Annotated in this window: 17 protein-coding genes; 3 read left to right on the top strand and 14 right to left on the bottom strand. The window is 37.1% G+C overall.

All coding sequences use genetic code 11. The features are described 5' to 3' along the window. Nucleotides 1–7: 7 nt before the first annotated feature. The 4 genes from QUH73_RS02575 to QUH73_RS02560 all read right to left on the bottom strand — a co-directional run bounded on the left by QUH73_RS02575 (nt 8) and on the right by QUH73_RS02560 (nt 4,170). Nucleotides 8–661 (bottom strand): response regulator transcription factor, encoded by a 654-nt coding sequence (locus QUH73_RS02575; protein WP_289528916.1) that lies wholly within the window; start codon nt 659–661, stop codon nt 8–10. A gap of 5 nt (nt 662–666) precedes the next feature. Next, complete coding sequence (locus QUH73_RS02570) at nt 667–1,923, bottom strand: sensor histidine kinase (RefSeq protein WP_289528915.1); 1,257 nt, start codon at nt 1,921–1,923, stop codon at nt 667–669. 485 nt (nt 1,924–2,408) lie between these two features. Further along, the gene (locus QUH73_RS02565; RefSeq protein ID WP_289528914.1) at nt 2,409–3,329 is read right to left on the bottom strand and encodes a universal stress protein; all 921 of its coding nucleotides are present in this window, start codon (nt 3,327–3,329) and stop codon (nt 2,409–2,411) included. Between the two features lie 10 nt (nt 3,330–3,339). Further along, a complete protein-coding gene (locus QUH73_RS02560) occupies nt 3,340–4,170 on the bottom strand; it encodes a hypothetical protein (RefSeq protein ID WP_289528913.1) in 831 nt (276 codons plus the stop codon). A gap of 159 nt (nt 4,171–4,329) precedes the next feature. Here QUH73_RS02560 and QUH73_RS02555 point away from each other — a divergent pair, with 159 nt between their 5' ends. Then, nucleotides 4,330–4,626 (top strand): hypothetical protein, encoded by a 297-nt coding sequence (locus tag QUH73_RS02555; RefSeq protein WP_289528912.1) that lies wholly within the window; start codon nt 4,330–4,332, stop codon nt 4,624–4,626. Nucleotides 4,627–4,841: 215 nt separating this feature from the next. After that, nucleotides 4,842–5,465, top strand: coding sequence for a YqaA family protein (locus tag QUH73_RS02550; RefSeq protein WP_289528911.1), 624 nt, complete (start codon nt 4,842–4,844; stop codon nt 5,463–5,465). Nucleotides 5,466–5,561: 96 nt separating this feature from the next. Here the strand turns inward: QUH73_RS02550 and QUH73_RS02545 are convergent, their stop codons facing one another. After that, the gene (locus QUH73_RS02545; RefSeq protein WP_289528910.1) at nt 5,562–5,915 is read right to left on the bottom strand and encodes a hypothetical protein; all 354 of its coding nucleotides are present in this window, start codon (nt 5,913–5,915) and stop codon (nt 5,562–5,564) included. 165 nt (nt 5,916–6,080) lie between these two features. Here QUH73_RS02545 and mnmE point away from each other — a divergent pair, with 165 nt between their 5' ends. Beyond that, a complete protein-coding gene (gene mnmE, locus QUH73_RS02540) occupies nt 6,081–7,478 on the top strand; it encodes a tRNA uridine-5-carboxymethylaminomethyl(34) synthesis GTPase MnmE (protein WP_289528909.1) in 1,398 nt (465 codons plus the stop codon). A 307-nt stretch (nt 7,479–7,785) separates the two neighbouring features. Here mnmE and QUH73_RS02535 read toward each other — a convergent pair whose 3' ends face one another. The 9 genes from QUH73_RS02535 to QUH73_RS02495 all read right to left on the bottom strand — a co-directional run bounded on the left by QUH73_RS02535 (nt 7,786) and on the right by QUH73_RS02495 (nt 19,986). Then, nucleotides 7,786–8,901, bottom strand: coding sequence for an SGNH/GDSL hydrolase family protein (locus QUH73_RS02535; RefSeq protein WP_289528908.1), 1,116 nt, complete (start codon nt 8,899–8,901; stop codon nt 7,786–7,788). A 10-nt stretch (nt 8,902–8,911) separates the two neighbouring features. Then, nucleotides 8,912–10,819, bottom strand: a complete 1,908-nt coding sequence (locus QUH73_RS02530; protein ID WP_289528907.1) for an FAD-dependent oxidoreductase — start codon at nt 10,817–10,819, stop codon at nt 8,912–8,914. 21 nt (nt 10,820–10,840) lie between these two features. Continuing rightward, nucleotides 10,841–12,016 carry an AGE family epimerase/isomerase gene (locus QUH73_RS02525; protein WP_289528906.1) on the bottom strand — a complete coding sequence of 392 codons (1,176 nt, stop codon included), beginning with the start codon at nt 12,014–12,016 and terminating at the stop codon, nt 10,841–10,843. A gap of 36 nt (nt 12,017–12,052) precedes the next feature. Then, nucleotides 12,053–12,988, bottom strand: coding sequence for a DUF4434 domain-containing protein (locus QUH73_RS02520; protein ID WP_289528905.1), 936 nt, complete (start codon nt 12,986–12,988; stop codon nt 12,053–12,055). A 36-nt stretch (nt 12,989–13,024) separates the two neighbouring features. Continuing rightward, nucleotides 13,025–13,759, bottom strand: coding sequence for a GDSL-type esterase/lipase family protein (locus tag QUH73_RS02515; protein ID WP_289528904.1), 735 nt, complete (start codon nt 13,757–13,759; stop codon nt 13,025–13,027). Continuing rightward, on the bottom strand, nt 13,746–15,578 hold the full coding sequence (locus QUH73_RS02510) for a sodium:solute symporter family protein (RefSeq protein ID WP_289528903.1): 1,833 nt from the start codon (nt 15,576–15,578) through the stop codon (nt 13,746–13,748). The genes QUH73_RS02515 and QUH73_RS02510 overlap by 14 nt, the downstream gene beginning before the upstream one ends. Before the next feature lie 58 nt (nt 15,579–15,636). Further along, nucleotides 15,637–17,082: a calcineurin-like phosphoesterase family protein gene (locus QUH73_RS02505; protein WP_289528902.1), complete on the bottom strand. Its 1,446-nt coding sequence runs from the start codon at nt 17,080–17,082 to the stop codon at nt 15,637–15,639. Nucleotides 17,083–17,217: 135 nt separating this feature from the next. Next, nucleotides 17,218–18,567, bottom strand: a complete 1,350-nt coding sequence (locus QUH73_RS02500) for an alpha amylase family protein (protein ID WP_289528901.1) — start codon at nt 18,565–18,567, stop codon at nt 17,218–17,220. 36 nt (nt 18,568–18,603) lie between these two features. Continuing rightward, nucleotides 18,604–19,986, bottom strand: a complete 1,383-nt coding sequence (locus tag QUH73_RS02495; RefSeq protein ID WP_289528900.1) for an alpha amylase family protein — start codon at nt 19,984–19,986, stop codon at nt 18,604–18,606. Nucleotides 19,987–19,996 lie beyond the last annotated feature (10 nt).

Genomic DNA, 19,996 nt, shown 5'->3' with positions numbered 1-19,996 from the left:
AAACAGATTAGAAATTCACAATTTGATGTTTAAAGCTAAAAATCACCAAATTTACAGTATTTAAAACACCTGTCTTTTGAAAAAGGCTGCTCTTGTGTTTCTCCACTGTTTTAGGACTAATATAGATTTTTTCTGCAATTTCTTTATTCCCAAATCCTTTACAAATTAATTCAAGGATTTCTTTCTCCCGATCGGTAAATGCCGGCAATTCCATTTGTTGAACTTTGCGGCTGCGAAGGATATTTAATTTATCAGAAAGTAATGCGACAATTTCTGCTGAAAAATAGTTCCCTCCTGAATATACTTTCAAAATTGCTTTTTCGAACTCCTCAATATCTGCATTCTTCAACATATAAGCTTCCACACCTGCCATTAACATTTGTTCCAGGTAATCGTCATCCAGAAAGGTAGTAAGTGCTATGATTTTAAGATCCGGATAATTTTTGAGAGCTCTTTTACTTGCTTCTACGCCATCAATATGAGGCATATTTATATCCATGAAAATAATATCAGGAATATTAACCTCAAGCACTTTTAATAATTCTAAACCATTCGAGGCTTCATCGATCACATCAACATATGGAAAACTCTGCAACAAAAGACGAAAACCATCTCTAAATATCTTATGATCGTCGACCAAAATAACTTTAATTGTTTCCATATAATTTACTTATCAATTCCTAATTCAATTGTGATTGCGAACCCATTCTCCGGGGTAGTATCAATTAAAGAATCGCCTCCTATGGATTCAATCCGGTCAATTATGTTTAACAATCCCATGCCGTTCTTTTCATGTAATGATAACTTTCTACTATCAAAACCCGAACCATTGTCCTGATAATGAAGGATAACTTTCGTGTTCCCTTTTATAGAAATAGAGGCTTCTGTTGCATTTGCATGCTTTATGGTGTTATTGATTAACTCACTAATAATACGATAAATAATCACTTCGGTACTCTTATTCATTTCTCCAATAAACTTCTTCGATTCCAGATGGAGTTTAACATCTCCGATACTGTTGACTCGTGCACATAGTCTATCCAATGATTCAACAAGACTATAACGATTTAAAATTGATGGATTCAGATTATTAATTACTTCTGAAACGGTTTGTAAGGCCTGATTTGACAACAAGGTAATTTGATTTAATTGACCATGTGTCTTCGGATCATCCTTAAATTTTTTCTCCAAAATCTTACTGTAGAGGCCCACACTCGATAACATGGCACCTAAACCATCATGAAGATCCATCGCTATTCTCCGACGCTCACTCTGCTCCACTTTCATTGTGTTGTGAAGAAGTACACGGTTGGTTCTAATCAGTGAATCCATTAATCGAACAATTAAAACCAAACTAATAATCAGTATCGTAAATATGCTGGTAAGAAGAATAAACAGCTCACGTTTTAAACGATAATTATTTTCGCTGATAAAGGCGTGCAAAGTTTTACCATATTCATCAAATTTTAGCATGAATTCTAGGTATGATCCGGCCAAATTTGAATCAACACTATTCACATCCTTGTTTATCTTAGTCCGGACAATTTCTTTAATCTGATGAATTAAAAGTCTTAGTTCGGAAAGTTGATATAGAAAATCATTTTCCTTTTCTAATTTGATTTTTTTAGCCTCTAAAATTATTTGTTCGATATCTGATATATATTTATCGGCTCTTGCAAAGTGTTCAAAAACAGAACTGTCTGTAATGGTTCTATTACCACTTAGAAGTTCGTCCATTTTAATTCTCCCATTGAAAACTTCGATTTCTACTTTCTCCGAGAATTCAACCAGTCGGATATGCTGAGAATCGAGCGCAGCACTATTACTGAAGGTGTAGATGATTCCTCCAAAAGCAAATAAACTAAAGAGCAATAAAACAAATATTACTTTTTGTTTAATGAAAAGACTCTTTTTTATTTTCATGTGAGTACAATTTGTTTTCATTTGCCATATGGAACTCCCAAATTACACTCATTATCCTGCATGTAACACTATTTTTATAAGGTCGTTTCATTCCAAAAACGTTTCAGGTACCATTCTGCAAAGTGGAACAAATTTACAAATAATCTGCAAAGCTTTTACTTCCGAGGTTTAGTTGACTGTGTTGTGCCAAATAGAATTTCAAAAATTACAATCCATACCAACGAAAACATCATGCACCAACTGTTTTTAATTCTTATTGCGAATATTCTAAAACTATTAATTTATAATTGTTAAATCAAATAGGGAAAGCCTGCACACCCTAACTATGTTTACACTATATAATTATCTGTTGTGAAGCCTTCCTTCAGAATAATCACAGTACCATTCCCAATTACCGAAACTAATTTATTTGTGATTATTCCCTATTTGATTTTATTATCTATGATTTATTAGCTCCTCTAAATTTAAGGGCTGTTACTCAGGTGTTAATTGCTCACTTCATACTTAATTGGACTGTAGTTACCAGCCCCCAATAAATTTGCAAAGAAACAATTCGGATCGATCCCTAAACACAATACAGGAACCGATGAGCTATGCAAAAAACCAGTAACCAATTTTGCTCCTTGTCCACCACTAAAAATCATTTCCTGATGCCCTTGAACCATAACCAGATCGGCAGATTGTTTTTTTGCTCCCAATATAAGTGCATTCAATCTAGTTTCTTCCTCTCTCTCCACAATGGTTACTTTGCAGTTCACTCCTGCCTTTATTATGAGTTCTTTCATTAAGTGAGCCTTTTTAAAGGCAAGGCTTTGTTCCAATTCAATTTTAACCAGCAAGGCAGTGAGTAAATGAATTCTCGCATTTAGTAAGTTTCCCATAAAAATAGACCATTCCAGTAAATCTCTTGATCTCCTTGAAACATCTACAGGCACTAAAATGTCTCTAATACCTCTATTCGTCCATCGGTTTTCAACCGCTAAAACAGGACAAATTGAATCATCAACAATCCTATCCGCACTGTGTTTCTTAAATTTATCGATTAAGGCATTGCTCTTTTTAGTTTTATTAATAATTATCAAGTCAAAGCTTTCATCTCTCGCTATCTCTGTTATTTTTAAAATATGCGGTCCAACTTCCACCCTTAATTTTATATTTTCAGGTATTCTGCCTTTAAAATGAATTTTTACAAATCGAACCAAACGAACCATGGCTCTTGCCTGCAAACTCCTGACTGTATCCGATTGAACAGCATTCCCAAATCGAGAACCAGATGGAACAACATGAAGTAATGTTATTTTAACAGATAATATTCTTCTAAAAAATAATGCTTGTTTAAAGGCACTTTCTCCATCTCCAGCTAAGTTTATCGGCACAAGTATCTTGTTTAATTTCCGTACTTTCATGGCAATTTGTTTAGTAATGACCAATAATTATCCCTTTGCTTCTTACCAGCCATAAGTCCAGGCAGGATTTTAAGCTTCTAGTAAACTTTCTATATCGATTCTGATCAAAAATCATGATCCTTTGCCCTTTCTCTGCTGCAAAATCATTAAATTCTTCTTGACCATTGCCTTTTCCTGCCTCCAAAAATAACAAACGGGCATTCCCACAATTAGCTCTGTAGATTCTTTTCTTTTTTTCAATTGACTCTCGCGATTGCTTTGAGGAATTAAGGCATACCCGAAAGAAAAATTTGTCCTCAGCGGTAATATTACCGAGAGCTTCAAGAACCGATTGAGAAGGATCATTTGTATCGGATAACACAAAACCATCTGATCTAAAGCTAATTCCTTTCCATCCAGACAGGATGTATAACGGATGTCCAACCTTATCAATAACTTCAACGATTCTTGGATTCTCAGATAATTGACATCCATCTTTGCCCGAAGCCATTACTACCTGCCAATTTTTACCGGCATATAAGTTACTTGTAAAAAATGTACTTAAATCGCCTTCAAAAGGAAATAAGTGAATTTGAGAATCTGAAAGAGTGTAACTCGACAAAAGCTTTCTTTTTAGTCCTTCCAGTTCATTTTCTGTGTTTTTCTGAAGAATAGGAGAAAGATCTCTGACCATGGAAAATCCAAAATTTGGCCTGTGCCAAGTCTGCACAATACATATTTCTGAATGTGTTTTATAAAGATATTTCATGGCAAATTGTATTGCGTCCCAATTCCCGTCAGAAAAATCTGCAAGAATTAAAATATTCTCTTTGGTTTGGTATGTTTCACTCACTAATTGCATGGTTCTAATTTTTATAACAAAAGTATAGATGATGGCAATGATTTGAAACAGGGCTACTCCTAATTCGTGTAGGGGAATACCCTACTTTTAAATGCATTAAAAGAAACAGCACTGCTTTGCGTTGGATTTTTTATACATTTGCGCAACAAATATTGAATCATGAAAAATCTATCGGTTTTACTGATGTTCTTATCGTTGCTTTTTCTTGTGATACCGATCATACAACAAATGATTAAGGTAAATCAAGAAAATAAACTTGCGTTGACAACCGATTTGATAGGCGAAACAGATGTATCTTCTTCGGAATATGATGATACTGATATAGAAGATCTGGATGTGTGTTTTGACAGTAAAACAGTGTTCTATTTGCATGATAATGAAAGTTCTAAGAATTCAAATATAGCGATAAGTAATCCTTGTAGACGAGAACTAGAATCTCCACCCCCCAAAGCCTAAGTCTTCTTCCCTTCAGTAAATCTCTGCAATTACAAATTTGTTTCAAAAGATATTTAATCATCGATATTGAACTGATTTGTAAAAACACGCCTCACTATAACATTCATGTGTCATAGTTTATCTATCCGACAGATACAAATATGTAATCAGATTCAAAATAATTCCCAGAGATGCTTTTAAAAATTCAATTTCCTGATTAAACAGATTAATACTTAATGAAAACAAATATTGCGCGAAAAAATCGCAAACCAAAAATTCAACTTCTGCATCAATATTACTCATATACAGGTTTCTACCATTTTATTGGGGCTACTCTAAAAAAGGTTACTATTCCTTTTTCGGTGCTTGTTGGTCTCATTCTTTTTCTGGAATATTATGTGCTGGATTTTCATAGTTTGTTTCATGAAACCACTAAAGATTATTCGCCAATCAGTGTTTTTATGATCTTTCTTACTTCAGAATCCATATTAGGCTTAATTCCCCCCGAACTATTTATTGCCTGGGTAAAAACACTACCCGATCCGATGCTTAATCTTTCTTTACTGGCTCTACTCTCGTATCTGGGAGGTTGCGTATCCTATTTTATTGGGAAAACGATACTTAGCATTCATTCTGTTAAAAAGACGGTAGAAAGCAAGATGAAAAAACAAATTACAAACCTAAAAAAATGGGGTGGCTTACTTATTGTTGTAGGAGCACTGTTGCCATTGCCATTTTCTATGGTGAGCATGGCATCGGGAATTATCAATTTTAACTTTAAAAGATATCTTCTATTTGGATTGTTCCGTTTTTTGCGGTTTTATTTATTTGCTTTGGCAATTTTCAATATCATGAAGTAAAGAGCCTTACAAACATCAAAAATTTCACAAGCTAACAGTAAAAAGATCGGTACGCAATCATCGATCTTTTTATGCAAATCATTGAAATGAATCCTGTTATAGCTCAATAAATTCCATTACAAACACACCAAAACAATCATGATCATCGTAACTATGACCTACTATCTGATTATTAGCGTTTAAAATTCCTTCCCAGGTATCCAGATGGTATTCAAACTGCTTTTCAACATCAAGTAATTCAACTTTTGTTCCTGTCACTTTAAAATTAACACCATCAAAGCGACCTTCAACCTCCTGCTGAACTCTGAATGGAGTTTCATCATCAATTCTCTCAGTATAAACCACAACTCCTGTTAATGAATCACCTTTCTGAGTAAATTCTGCAAAGCCTTCGTCCTTGCCAAAGCCAAAATCTTCGTTAAAAGTCCAACGACCAGTAATATTTTCCATAGTATCAGATTTAATTGCAGACAAAAATAGTAAAAGAAAAAAGCTGACGTGTCGAAAAGCTTAAAAATTAGTACCAGCTGCAAAGATCCGGATTAAGTTCATCTCAGCATTTATAATTAGTAATTCTCTTCTATCTTTGTAATTCATTATTACAATTGAAAAACTATGATTGATCAATCTACTATATGTGCAATTTCAACAGCTCCTGGTAATGGAGCCATTGCGATTGTGCGCCTTTCGGGAGCTGATGCTCTTACAATTTGCGATAAAGTATTTACAGCAGCAAGCAAAAAACTCATTGCGGATCAAAAAGCCAACACTGTTCATTTTGGAACGATTCAGGATGGCGAAGAAATTATCGACGAAGTTTTGGTGAGCGTTTTTAAAGCCCCTTACTCCTACACGGGCGAAAATAGTATTGAAATTGCTTGTCACGGTGCTCCGTTTATTCAATACCGCATTCTTCAGGTTTTGCTTAAGAACGGGGCTCGTAGTGCTAATCCAGGTGAATATACACAACGTGCTTTTTTAAACGGCAAAATGGATCTTTCACAAGCCGAAGCTGTCGCTGATTTAATTGCATCCAGTTCAGCTGCGGCTCATAAAGTAGCATTGCAGCAGATGCGAGGTGGTTTTTCCAGCGAAATTGCCAATTTACGTGGTCGTTTACTAAACTTTATCTCTTTAATTGAATTGGAACTCGATTTTGGTGAGGAAGATGTGGAATTTGCCGATCGTACTCAACTGACTAATTTGGTGAATGAAATACAAAGTCTGATTCAGAAACTGGTTAATTCTTTTGAGTTGGGAAACGTAATTAAGAACGGTGTTCCTGTTGCCATTGTAGGAAACACCAATGTTGGTAAATCAACATTATTAAATGCACTTCTGAATGAAGATCGTGCTATTGTTTCCGATATTGCCGGTACCACCCGTGATGTGATTGAAGATACCATTAACCTTGGCGGGATAACTTTCCGGTTTATTGATACTGCAGGTATTCGAACTACTCTTGATAAAATTGAGAGCATGGGAATAGAGCGTACCTACAGCAAAATGAAACAGGCTCAGATCATCCTTCTACTGATTGATGCCGACCGTAATATTGAAGATGTAAATGATTCGATTCTTAAGGTCAATCAAGCTATCGATCGCGAAGTTCAGCATTTGGTGGTTTGCATCAATAAAATTGATTTGATTTCGAATCCTCAAGGCTTCGCTAAAAGTTTAATAGGTATACAGGCAGATGATAAACTGCTTTTTATATCTGCAAAACAAAAACAAAATATTGACTCATTAACCAATGAACTGCTAAAAACAGTAAATATGGGCGCTATTAACGAGCAAGATGTAATTGTAACCAACATCCGCCATTTTGAAGCCCTTAAAAACGCATTGGGAAGCATCGACAGAGTTAATAACGGTCTGGAAGTAAATATCCCTACAGACTTTTTAGCTCAGGATATTCGCGAATGTCTTCATTTCTTGGGCGAGATTACCGGCGATATATCAACTGATGAAGTTCTTGGAAATATATTTAAGAATTTCTGCATCGGAAAGTAATTCCAGTAGTGTGTGTTCGACAAATAGACACACAATAAAATAAAACACGACTAATTAAAGAAGCCCTATTTTACTAGTTAAAACAGGGCTTTTTCGTACCATCTACTCTTCATATTATCCTACCTCCCTCTCATCATATGTTATTTTTGTACCCCATTTGTAGTTTTAGTGGAAAATATATATTCGAGGTGTAAATTTCGCGATATGATGAAATAATCTGAAATTGACCTTTGATTTCAAGTTTAGCAAATTTTGTCCTTCGTTAAGATGGATATCCTCAGTTCGACCACTCATCCCCTTCACATTACTATCTAACCCGTTCGAGCTCATCCCACATATAATTCCAATCCAATACCGTTGACATAAGCGGAATAATATGATTTGCTGTTTTTAATTGTCCCCGATAGGAAGGATGCCAGTCGGAACCCAAATCGCTGTCCAAATTGAGCAAATCATTCGGGATACCTAAAAATAACACATCAGTAGTTCTCATTTCAGTACGAATCGACTCAACTATTTTTTTTGTATACGAATAACAGGGTTCGTTAATCATCGGACCAGTAATACAGAATATTTTCACCCCTGGATAGCAATTTCTCAATTTTATAATAAGTTGTTTTCCGGCTCCTATAAAATCAGCTTCATCAGGAAAAGGCTGAGTAGAGAAATCGTTAGTTCCTAAATTAACTACCACGGCATCAGGATAAAACAAACTTAAATCATAATGTTTCGTTGAATCACCATCAAACAAATAATCAAGGCGTGCTGGCATCGGTTTTATTTTTACAGATAACTTTTGTGTGTCTCCATAATTACGAACCATACCCAAACCAGAATGTGAAATAAGTTGGTATTGTGCGCAAAAAGCACGTGCAATAATGGTGGCATAAGACTTTTCGCAATTTTCGGTAGTGGGGTTAAAACTCTCTGATTTATCTTTTCCTTCTGCTCCGTAACCACATGTAATGGAGTTTCCAATGAACAAGAGCTTTCGCTCCTGAAATATATCCGACTTTAACAGCGACTCATTTTCCCCTATACAAATCCCGGAAAAACTTACCATTCCCATGTCTGCTTCAGTACGCTTTACCAGTCGAAAATAATGTATGCCCTTCTCTAAACATTCAGGATACCACCAAGTGGTGTCGTTTACGGCATGCAACACCTTCTCGGGTCTGTCGTCAATCCATACATTAAAATAATTGCTGGCTCCACCTTTTATATGGATCCCCAAAGATGATCCGGTAAACTTCGCAGAAACAACGACTCCCGGCCAATTATACCTAGCCTGATCATTCTGTAGTTCCACTCTCCCCATGTAATGAATAAAAGGATCTGTTGCCGGAATATTCTGCCACTTGTTTTGTCCGCTTACAAGCGTAAAAAGCATCATTGCAGTTATAAAAAAATAAATCTTCTTCATCTTTTATTTACTAATTAATAAACTTTCCCAAATGATCAACTTGACGTATTTCAAAAGGATTCAACATCTCATCCAATAGCGTTGCAAACGCAGCTCGGCTCACAGAATCCTGCAATAGAGGTGTTGCCATGCTTTTTGCTTTCAATATCGAATCTGCTTCTTTTTTAAGTCTGGACAAACTCTTTTTACCACAGGTCTGATTGTATTCCTTACCTAGAAGTTGAATAACAGTCAAACATTCCTGATACGAAACAACTTCCCCCTTCAATTTCAGTTTTTCTGGATTTATCCAATCGGCCAATCCATCGGACAGAGCCAATCTGCTTACCAAACTATCGGGATAAATATAGGTGTGATTTTCCCAACCAATATTTTTCCCTTCGCCTTTCAATATTCCAGTCGTTCCAATGCGCTGCAATGGAAGAAAGGCTGAAGAATTCTTTTCCAGATCGGAATAAGGCATCAGATAGGCGCCGGCATTTAGCAATGCATTCTGTACATCCCGAACGCTAACTCTGGAAGGGGATACATTTTTCTGAACTGCCAAAGCGGCCAAGACTCCTGAAGCCTGACCAATCAAAATACAAACTGGCTGCAGACGGGTTGTTCCGTTTACTATATTGCTAACCGATATTGATTTTTCGGCCACAATGAAATCATCCGTTTCTTTAGGAATCAGTGTTCCCAGTGGCAGAGAATACGAAGGAACAGGATAAAAATGCAGTTCCGGCAATGAAGCTGCTTCCGGATATGCCTGATGATGATGATCAACCGGATAGTCTCCAACTGCAATTCCTGTCCGATATAAAGCGGTTTCCTGTTCAAAAGGTTTTGCCAAATCGTTCACTGTAAATTGAACGATCCCTTTAATTCGTCTAGATTCACGGTAATACGGTATCAACGGGAATCCATCGGTTGTTGGGAACACATCATCTGCAATACCAAGATGTTTATACCCCAATTCTGTTTGTAAATAATACAGATAATTAAGAGTGTAATTTTTCGCTTCCTGTATCGCTTCCTTGCGTTCTTCGCGATCCATTTCGATGGTATTCAGATAATAATCATTGCCTGAAATGGGCCAATTAATCATGTAATAACCGTTGGGTAGCTTTCCGTATTTCATCATAAAATCGCAATCCCATAATTTCCTGCCGATCTTATCTTCAGCACATTTGCCTGCACACGTGCATAAAAATAGACTTGGATCATATCCTTCAGGACGAGGAATGCTTGCATCAACCGAAGTCCCATAATCTTTAAGTGTAACTGCATATGTCAGATCCTGAATTATATCGTTGGATTCTTCGGGAGCAATTGCTTCTCCTGTTTCGTGCTTCGAATCCATGCCGATGTCGTAAGTAATGCCCACCTGCTTCGCAACATCGCCCAATTCCGTACCATCAATAACAATCCGTGCATTGATTCTATATCGCATACCATCTTTCAGAATGATCGCCTCCCACCCCGTGTTTGTTTTTTTTATATTTTCCAACCGAGCTTCCCTTACTACAGTCAGCTTATTTTCTGCATCCACAAACTGAGAAAGAATCTTCTCTCCTACCTGAGGTTCAAACAATACATTGCTTACCCATCCGGATTTCACACCTTCAGCCCCTCCGTAATGCTGATACAACGACTGCCTAAATTCCTCCCATAAACCAGAATGCAAGCGATAATTTCCATCAATGGCACTAACTCCGGCAGAAGTAAGCATTCCTCCGAGCCAGAGGGTTTCTTCCACAATAATGGCAGACACGCCCATTCGAGCAGCCTGAATACCCGCCATGGTTCCACTGGCACCACCTCCAATAACTAAAACATCGGTGTCGGTAGTTGGTGTTTCGGCTTTAGTTTGTGCTTCTGAATTTACTAAACTGAACAAAACCAGTACAACCAGAATTAAATATTTTTTCATGTAAATCATCTCTTTGTTTTCCTATTCTTTATTCGAAATTGCTTCCAGGCTTTGCCAACACTGAAATAAACCACGTGGTACATGAAAACAACCTTTCCATTTTCCGCCTTTAAGCGGAAGTAAGACCTCTCCCTGACGGTTTAGATATCCAAACCACTCTGGATGCTTTTCATCTTTAAAGTGCATCCATGTATAATCGTGAACTTTCCGGAACCATTCCAAACTTTTTTCGGAGCCAGTCAGTTGATAAGCTTTCAACATTGTTATCAGTGTTTCAATGTGTACCCACCACAATTTTTGATCCCACTCCAACTGTTGAGTCGGGTATCCCAGCCGATCAATGAAATAAAAAATGCCACCATGTTGCTTATCCCAACCGTATTCAACCATGCGGATGGCAATATCGCTGGCTTTGGTGATTAGTTCGGGGCGATTTAGGCGCACCCCCAAATCCATGATGAACCACATAGCCTCGATGGCATGCCCGGGATTTAACAAACGACCGTCAAAAGTATCGGAAAGAGTGCCATCTGTATTTAGATTCTCAACAACCAAATCTAAATCCGGGCGATAAAATACCTCCATTACTTCATGAATACAGCTTTCCATGGTTTCTTTCAAAAAATCGGCATCCAGTAAGTGTTCAATCTCAAGCGCCAGATTACAAAGAATCATGGGCAACGCAAAATTTTTCAGATTTCTTGTTCCGGGAAACACTTTACTCCATTGTCCCTTGGGGTTATTGGTTTTCGACAGAATAATGTTGAAGGTTTTCAGTGCTATATCTGCATACTCCTGATTTCCTGTGGCTTTACTTAACTGACCAAAAGCCATACATGCAAATGTGTATGAAAAAATATTATAGGGCTCAACCAAGGGTTTTCCCTCTCGGTTCAACGAAAAATACCAATTTAGATTTCCATCGTGACCATATTTTTTTAAAAATTCTGCCCCATGAACAGCAACATCCAGCCACTCTTGTTTTTTCTCCAACTTATTGTAGAGCATAGAAAAAAACCAAACTTCGCGTCCCTGCAACCAAATAAATTTATCAGTATCAAAAACTTTACCTTCGCGATCGAGGCAACTAAAATACCCGCCAAATTTTTTATCTTGAGAATTATTCAGCCAAAATGGAACAATATTCTCAAGTAATTCAATTTTGTATTGTTCTGCTATTTTTTTAAAATCGTTCACGTCTCTTCCTAAATTTATAATTCTACCTGTGGATTGCTATTTCAAACAGTCAAGATACTCCCTGTACCGATTGTATAAGTGCCCTGCCTGCAAATAGGCTGACTGTGGGCTCATGAAATGTGAAAATTCAAAAGTTATAGCTTGTTCCATGCCTGCGCGCTTAGCCGCATTTAGCTTCATTAATAATTTTTCCCATTTAATAGGCAAAAACTTAATTGGCATATCGCGATCGAAAGTCTCTGAATTCGTCCAACTGCGGATACCAGCGCTATCAGCCATCTGCTTGTTTATCGTCAAAAACTCATCCAGCTCGTCGAAACTCACATGTCCGTCCTGAAAAGCAACAATATCTACAGCATTTTTTATTCCATCAAAAATTTCACTCCAATCTTGTTGATGACGCTGAAGACTTATTCCTTCGCTCCTATTGGTTTCTGAAGTGTACTGACTGATATTTTTAATTCCGTCAATGTAGGGTGAAATTAAAGTCGTAAGGTTCCCTGAAACCGATTTGCAATGATTGCCCAATCCTGAATACATATTAATTATTGCATCAGTTTTGCGACTACATTCCTGAGAAATGTACCATCCTTTAAATGCCTTCATGTGCCCATAAGTATTCCAAACTTCATCAACAAGGACTTTATTCAGATCCAACTCCTTCTGAAAATTACCATTTACCCAATAGCGTCCAGAATCATACAATCCAAAATAAAAATCCATACCATGTTTTTCACTTAATTCCAAAAACAACTGTACAAGATCAACTGATGGTAAATATGCTCCCTCCTGAGTCGTAAGTATTTTCGATGGGTAGGTCAGCCATTTTTGATATCCGCTGCGGATTAAAATGACTGTATTAATACCAATAAGCTTCATGTGAACAAAATCCTTTTCCCATTCAAGTCTGCCCCAATTCTGATGAGGAATATCATGACTGATTTCATCCAAAAAAGTACCTTTAATCTTCATCCCGTTTTCCTTTTATATTTAATACCTTAATCCTATTTAGAACCGAATTCCTTTTCCCTTGAAAATATCACGCCAAAGCAAATAACCACAGGCACTCAAATGAATTCCATCAGCAGTTAATTCCTGCTTTAAATTTCCTTTTTCATCAACAAAATGAGAATACAAATCAATAAATCGGATCTTGCTTTTAGCTGCAATGGATACAAGTTGCTCGTTGAGTTCTATTATTTTATCTGATTTGTTTTTCATGTAATCGTACCAAATAATCTCTTCGTTTATGGGTAAAACACTCTGGAGGTATACTTTAGTTAAGGGCGATTCCGCTTTAATCCTCCAAATAATCTCTTGAATTTTACCGGCAATAATATCCACTGGTACACTCCGCCCAATATCATTTATTCCAATCATCAAAAAAATGTATTTTGGTTGCGATGACAAAACTTCATCCAACCGATTGAGCACCCCCCAACACACATCCCCACCAATCCCACGGTTTACTATGTTTTTATTTCTGAAGATCTCATTCCAATCACCGTTCTCAGTAATACTGTTACCCAAAAAAACAATTTCATGTTTCCGGTTTGGTAGTCCTTCATAAAATGCACGTCTTATCTTGTAATGTGCAAATGTATAAGTGGTATCATATGCTATGGTATTCTGAGCTGTTGTATTCTCTGAAAAAACAACAGCTCCGAAAAACACAACAACTGCAAAAAACAATCTTCTAATGTGCTGTATTTTTGGAAAATAGAAACGTTTATATTTTTTCATAATCCTTTATTTTATTAAGCCAGTTAAATTTCAATATCGTGGAAGTGATTGCAAATAGAATAAGAGAAATAATTAAGCCCTGATAATGGCGTACTACCAAATAAACTGGAGCAGTAATCAAGGTCATTTGCCATACAATGCCAACCAAAACATTAATTCCATCGCGGGCTAAATCCTCATTCTTAGTAATTTCAGGATAAATTTTCCTAGCCTTTTCGTACACAGGATTCCACCAACCCCAAGGACGTACATTTTTATAAAATTCAATGAGAGTTCTATCATCAACCGGAGCAGAGAGATAACAACCAAGGAAGCTTCCTGCAGAAGCCATTATCAAAATAATCGGGAATATATAAATGTCCGGAGTATCCGGGAAAAACAAAAATTTAACGGTTGACCCAGCCAAACCTGCGATCATTCCCCAGAAATAGCCATAGCCGTTAAATCGCCACCAAACCCATTTCAACACATTGGAAACTACATACCCACCATACAGGGAGGAAGTTATCCAAAGCGTAAGGGAATTAATTGATCCGGAAAATAATCCAAAAACAATGCCTACAATCACAATACCAAATGAGGCTATATAGCTAATCCGAATGTATTTTTTATCGGAAGCGTGCGGGTTGATATATTGTTTGTACAAATCGTTTACAATGTAAGCAGGTGCAGCATTCACAAATGCTGAGAAAGTTGACATGAATGCTGCCAATAATCCAGCAAGAATAATTCCTTTTAGTCCTACTGGCAACAAATTATTAATCACATATGGGAGAATTTTCTCAAAATCAAGATCTCCCCCTCCTGCTTTCATCATGGGTGCCACAAATACTAATCCAAGTATTCCCAAACTAGCCACCATTAAATAACGGGGAGGATATAATACTAACGATGTCAATCCGCTCATTTTGGCAGCATCACGAGGTGTTTGTGTCGACAATATACGCTGCATATCATAACCGGGAACCGGTCCCGCCAAACTTGAAAAAATCCCTTTAAAAAACATCATCATCACCAGGGCACCCAACATACCAAAACCATCCTCCGAAATTTTATCGTTGACTTGATCAAAAACGCCGGTCCAGTCAAGGCTAGTGCTCCACGAAGGCGTAATATCAAACCATCCATTGGGCACTGCCGCATTTATTTGTTCGACAGATACATTATTCATGGCAAACCAGGCAATAGCAACACAGGCAAGTGTCATCACAAAAAATTGCATTACCTCAGTAGCTACTACACTGTACATCCCCCCCTTTATCACATAAAGAGTTGTTAGCAGAAGTAAGATTGTTGCATACACATATTCTGAGATAATCAGGACAGAACCAATAGTTAGTGACAAGTCCCATGGGAAAATAGTTACAGCAAACTTTCCTATGCCTACAAAGAAATAGGCAATAAAACCAATTGCACTAATAATGGCAAAAACCACTACAATAATGTGAGATAACCGACCTCCTTTATCGCTTCCAAAACGAGTAGTAATCCACTCTGCTCCGGTCATAACTTTTGAACGCCGTAACCAAACAGCCATGAAAATCATTATGAAAATCTGGTTCCATACCGGCCAAAGCCAAGGAATCCAAACACTTTTTAATCCATATACGAAAAAAATGGTGACAGTCCACGCTGTTCCCGAAATATCAAACATGCCCGAACCATTGGAGAGGCCCAAATAGTACCATTTCAACTGGTTTCCTCCTAAAAAATAATTCTGAAGATTTTTATTGGCTCTTTTCGATAACCAGAAACCAATAACAATGCTCAAAATTATGTAACCTATAACAATTGCGATATCAATAAATTCAAGTTTCATTCTGCAATTTTATTTCAAATTAATTTTGGTGTAGTTTTTTCGACTTAATTGAATTAGCCTATAATTCGGATTTGTAAACATTTCCAAACCGATCAATGACTTCAATCCATATTTCTGATAAAGACGATTTTGGTTTGGCGCGAAACATATGCATAGTAGGCCTGGCCTGAATCCATTTGTATTCCAACTTCTCTTTGTCGGCATAAGCTTTTGTGGTTTCCGGATCAGCACCATAATATCCTTCCATCTCACCCATTAACTTCCCATCCTCATACCAGTTAACTTTCCATTCCGGATCCCAGTTCCATACGTTTGCTGTAATGTATTCAACCTGTTCTGAATTACTCCCCAACGGGTACATTCTAAATTGATAAGCTTTCTCTTTTCCAAAACTTTTAAAATACCATTTCAGGTCATTGCCATTCGCTTCAAAGACAGTGTACCCCTTAGGTGTTCCGTCTTCAGCATAAGGTCCTTGCCACCAAGCTCCACAAACCGATGAAACGTTGTGTTCGAAAATATTTGGCGCAATAATCAAATTACTGTTCACATGCATATGACCGGTAATAATATGAGTCTGATATGGTGCCAGTATTTTATACAAAGCTTTTTTATTCGCTAATGATTTGGAAATATTGGAATAAGAAAACTCTTTTATATCCTTGTCATCCAAGGAGGATGGGATATGCATTACAACAACAATTGTTTGGCCTTCCTTTATGTACGAAAGATCTTTCTCCAACCAATTCAATTGTTTTTCAGGCAAATATCCAATGTAAAAGTAATCTCGTCCTATGTAAAATACATTATTCAATACGACATAATGAATTGCTCCCCGATTAAAAGAATAGTAAGCGGGGCCAAATTCATCTTCATAATTACTTTCTGACAATTTATTTGAACGATCATTGTAATTCAAATCATGATTTCCAATAGATTGATAGAATGGGACTCCTGTAGATGTCATTATACTTTTAATTGTATCATATAAAGCGTGATTATCGCCTGTGATATCGCCGCATCCCAAAGCATGAAATGGTACATTTGGGTATTTTTTCAGCAAACCAGACATATCATCAACTACCTCATGTAAAAGAGACATTTCTTCCTTACTTTTCACCTGTGGGTCCGCCCACGCAACAAATCCGTGCTTTGTGTCATCTCCTTTGATTTTTTCCAACTTGAAATCAATTTTACATGTTTTTTTGCCTGCTGAAATACGATGATGAAACTGAGGAACTGACTGAACCACCGGAACACTGTATCCTGCAGGAGATGATATATATACAAAACGAGATGTCGAATTTACCGGAATGGAGTATAAACCATTTTTATTCGTTAAACAAACTGTCTCTCCATCTGTAACTGCAACACCTTCTACTCCTATTCCTAAACAGCTTACTTTTCCTTTCACAACAACTGTTTCCGCACTCTTACTTCCAGAAAAAGAGACAAGCGATAAGCAAAGAAAGAAAAGCAGTATTCCAATTTTTCGTTTTATCATTTCTTGATTTTTTTTGTCCACTATAAAAAATTAAGTAACCTTCAATATTGCCATTCTGAACAATGCAGTAAATCGGTTCCCAAAAGCCCTGATATTGGATTCCCGCTATGCTCAGAATGACAGAAAGAAAATTGTCTATTCTATATTTTCGTTATTGAAAGCGTTCTCATCCTGTGCCATACGGAAACCATCTTCAACTTCTTTCCATAAATCTTTGCGAATAATGTGAACGATATCAAACACCATCAAACCATCGGATACCTGTAAGTTCATGGCTATGCTGCGCGACAGTTGTGGACGATTCTCATAAAACTGATCAACTAAAACTCCGCCCAAAAATGGATGACCATTCATAATTCCTTTAATTTTTTCACACGAACCTTCCACACAGTACCAAGTTCCTCTGGCTCCTTTGCTATCGGTCTCATTCATTACAATGTTGTTATTTTTCCGATATTCGTTCATCGTGATATTGGTGTAGTAATTACCAGTAGCATACATATCAATTAACTCAGCATAACCAAAGTTTTTATACTCCGGAGTTGCCCAATCAAAATCTTTTGATGGGTCGTATTGCTTACTGGCCCAGTTAACACCTACTTCGAAATAGGAAGGATACCATGCTCCTGTGTAAGTTCCAAATGAAATGTTAGGATTAATTTCCTTCACTGTTTGGCGTGCCAAAGCCATAAAATCATAGATATTCTTTGTACGCCATTCAATCCATTTGAGAAAATGCTTGCCACGTACATAATTATTTTTTCCACCAGCATCGGTTTTCCATTCGTAAATATCAGTCGGAAACTTCTCTATTTTTTCACCAAGGTATTCCTCAAATTTAGTTTTAGACAAATCTGAAAAGTCCCCCATAATTCCATCGTAACGTACTCTGTCAAGCATAAAACCATCCAATTCAGGATATTTACTTGTTACTTCCTTCAATACATTCAGCATGTGTGCCTGAAAATCTGGATTAATCGGATTAATCATGGCTGAATATTTTTTCTTCAAAGTCATGACCGATACAATTCCCTGATCGGGCGTATACAGCATGCTTGCCCATTCTGGATTGGTGGTATAAATTTGTCCGCGGTCGAAGTAATTATGTCCTCCAACAAAAGTATTCAAGGAAGCATGTACCTTTAATCCAAGCTCGTGAGCTTTGGTAATAAAGTGCTCCAGGTAATCAAAGTCAGGCCTTTCAAAACCTTCCCATTCTGTCATCTGTGGAGCAAATTCACTCTTATAAAGTACCTCACCCGTAATCGGGCGCATATCGACTACCGCATCGGTGAAGCCAATGTTTTTAATTTTCTCCAAATAAAAATCGATGGAATCAGGATAGCTAAAACGCTCAAAATTTGCCTCAGCATCGAACCACATCAATTTCTTTTTTAAATCTATTGCCGATTTTTCTTTCTGTTGACTGCATCCGGTAAATAATCCAAACGCAAGAAGTAAATAGTATATAATTGTGTTTTTCATTTTTATATCATTTAATCTAAATCAAATATTTCGTATTTATTTTTCACCCAGCGCATTGTCAATTCCGGCTTTCACATATTGCCATTGATTCTTTTTCTTCAGATGAATCATGTCGAAAAGGAAATAACCGTCGCAGGCATTCATCGCTGCATCAACCGATTGAGTTATTGCCTGGTTTATTACTGCATCACTACTATTAGCCCATGCTCCATTTCCAATATCCGGTCCGCCAATTACGATTGCATCTCCTTTAATTTTATCCATTGCCTTGGAGCAAAATCCCTGAATAGTCCATTCGTTGGTTCCATATACACTGGTTGGTGAAGCGTAAGCACCGATCAGCATAATGTCCATATGATCGGCATAACCGTAGTTTTTATAATTGGTTGCAGCCCATGCAGGATATGCCGAAGCAGTATTGTATTCGGGGCTTGCCCAATTTACTCCAACTCCATAGTAAGTAGAATACCAACCTCCTACATACACTCCAAACTGAATGTCTTTATTTATTGCCTTCACCCGATTTCGAGCTTTTTCCATGAAGTCGTGGATGGTTTTCACACGAAACTCAAGCCATTGTTTAAAATAAACAGGCATAGGAGAAGGGAGTGTACCTGCCTTCGTTCCTGCAGTCATTATATCTTTAGGAAAATTGGAAATAGAGTATCCCAGATATTCTTCGAATTTCTTTTTCGTATACAAAGAGAAGTCACTATCAAGATCATCAAAACGCCCCCTGTCCAAAAAAATGCCATCCAAATCCGAATATGAGGCTAATGCTTCCAGTAAGTTTAAAACGTAATTTTGAACATCAGTATTTACAGGATTAAAAAACTTTGCCCCTGAAACACTTTGATCCAGCGTATTTACGATACCCGAAGTGGTCAACAATTCAGTTGCCCAGGTACGTTTTTCCTGATCACGAAACAAGAGACCTTCGGAACCTAAACTGCTTGTATTTCCACCCGTAAAAGTATTAAATCCAGCATGTACTTTTAGTCCGAGTTCATGACCTGCATCAATAAAAGCCTGCAGATAATCCCAATTCTCAGTACGATCAATTTTAGTATATCCTGAGGGCAGCCATGCACCAAGCCATTTTACTTGTGTTCCTGCTTCCGCTCGAAACAACACATCACCATTGGTAGGTCTGACATCTACAACAACATCTGTAAAACCAGCCTCTTTAGCCAACTTTAAATCACGAAGAATATTATCCTTGCTATTCGCAAAATCCGGAAAATTTGCAGCTGCATCAATCCAGATAAATCTTGGTTTCTCAGAATTTACAGGTTTTTCATCATCATCCCATTCCCATTTATAGTCATCATCACTTTTCCCGCCGCATGAAGTTAAAATGGAAGTAAGTGACAATCCAATTAATAAGAGATATAAAAACTGATTGATTCGATTTTTCATCAGAATATTA

This window comes from Labilibaculum sp. K2S (assembly GCF_030372765.1).
Lineage (GTDB): Bacteria > Bacteroidota > Bacteroidia > Bacteroidales > Marinifilaceae > Labilibaculum.
The sequence above is the reverse complement of the archived record's forward strand: the minus strand, read 5'-3'. Positions and strand labels throughout refer to the sequence as shown.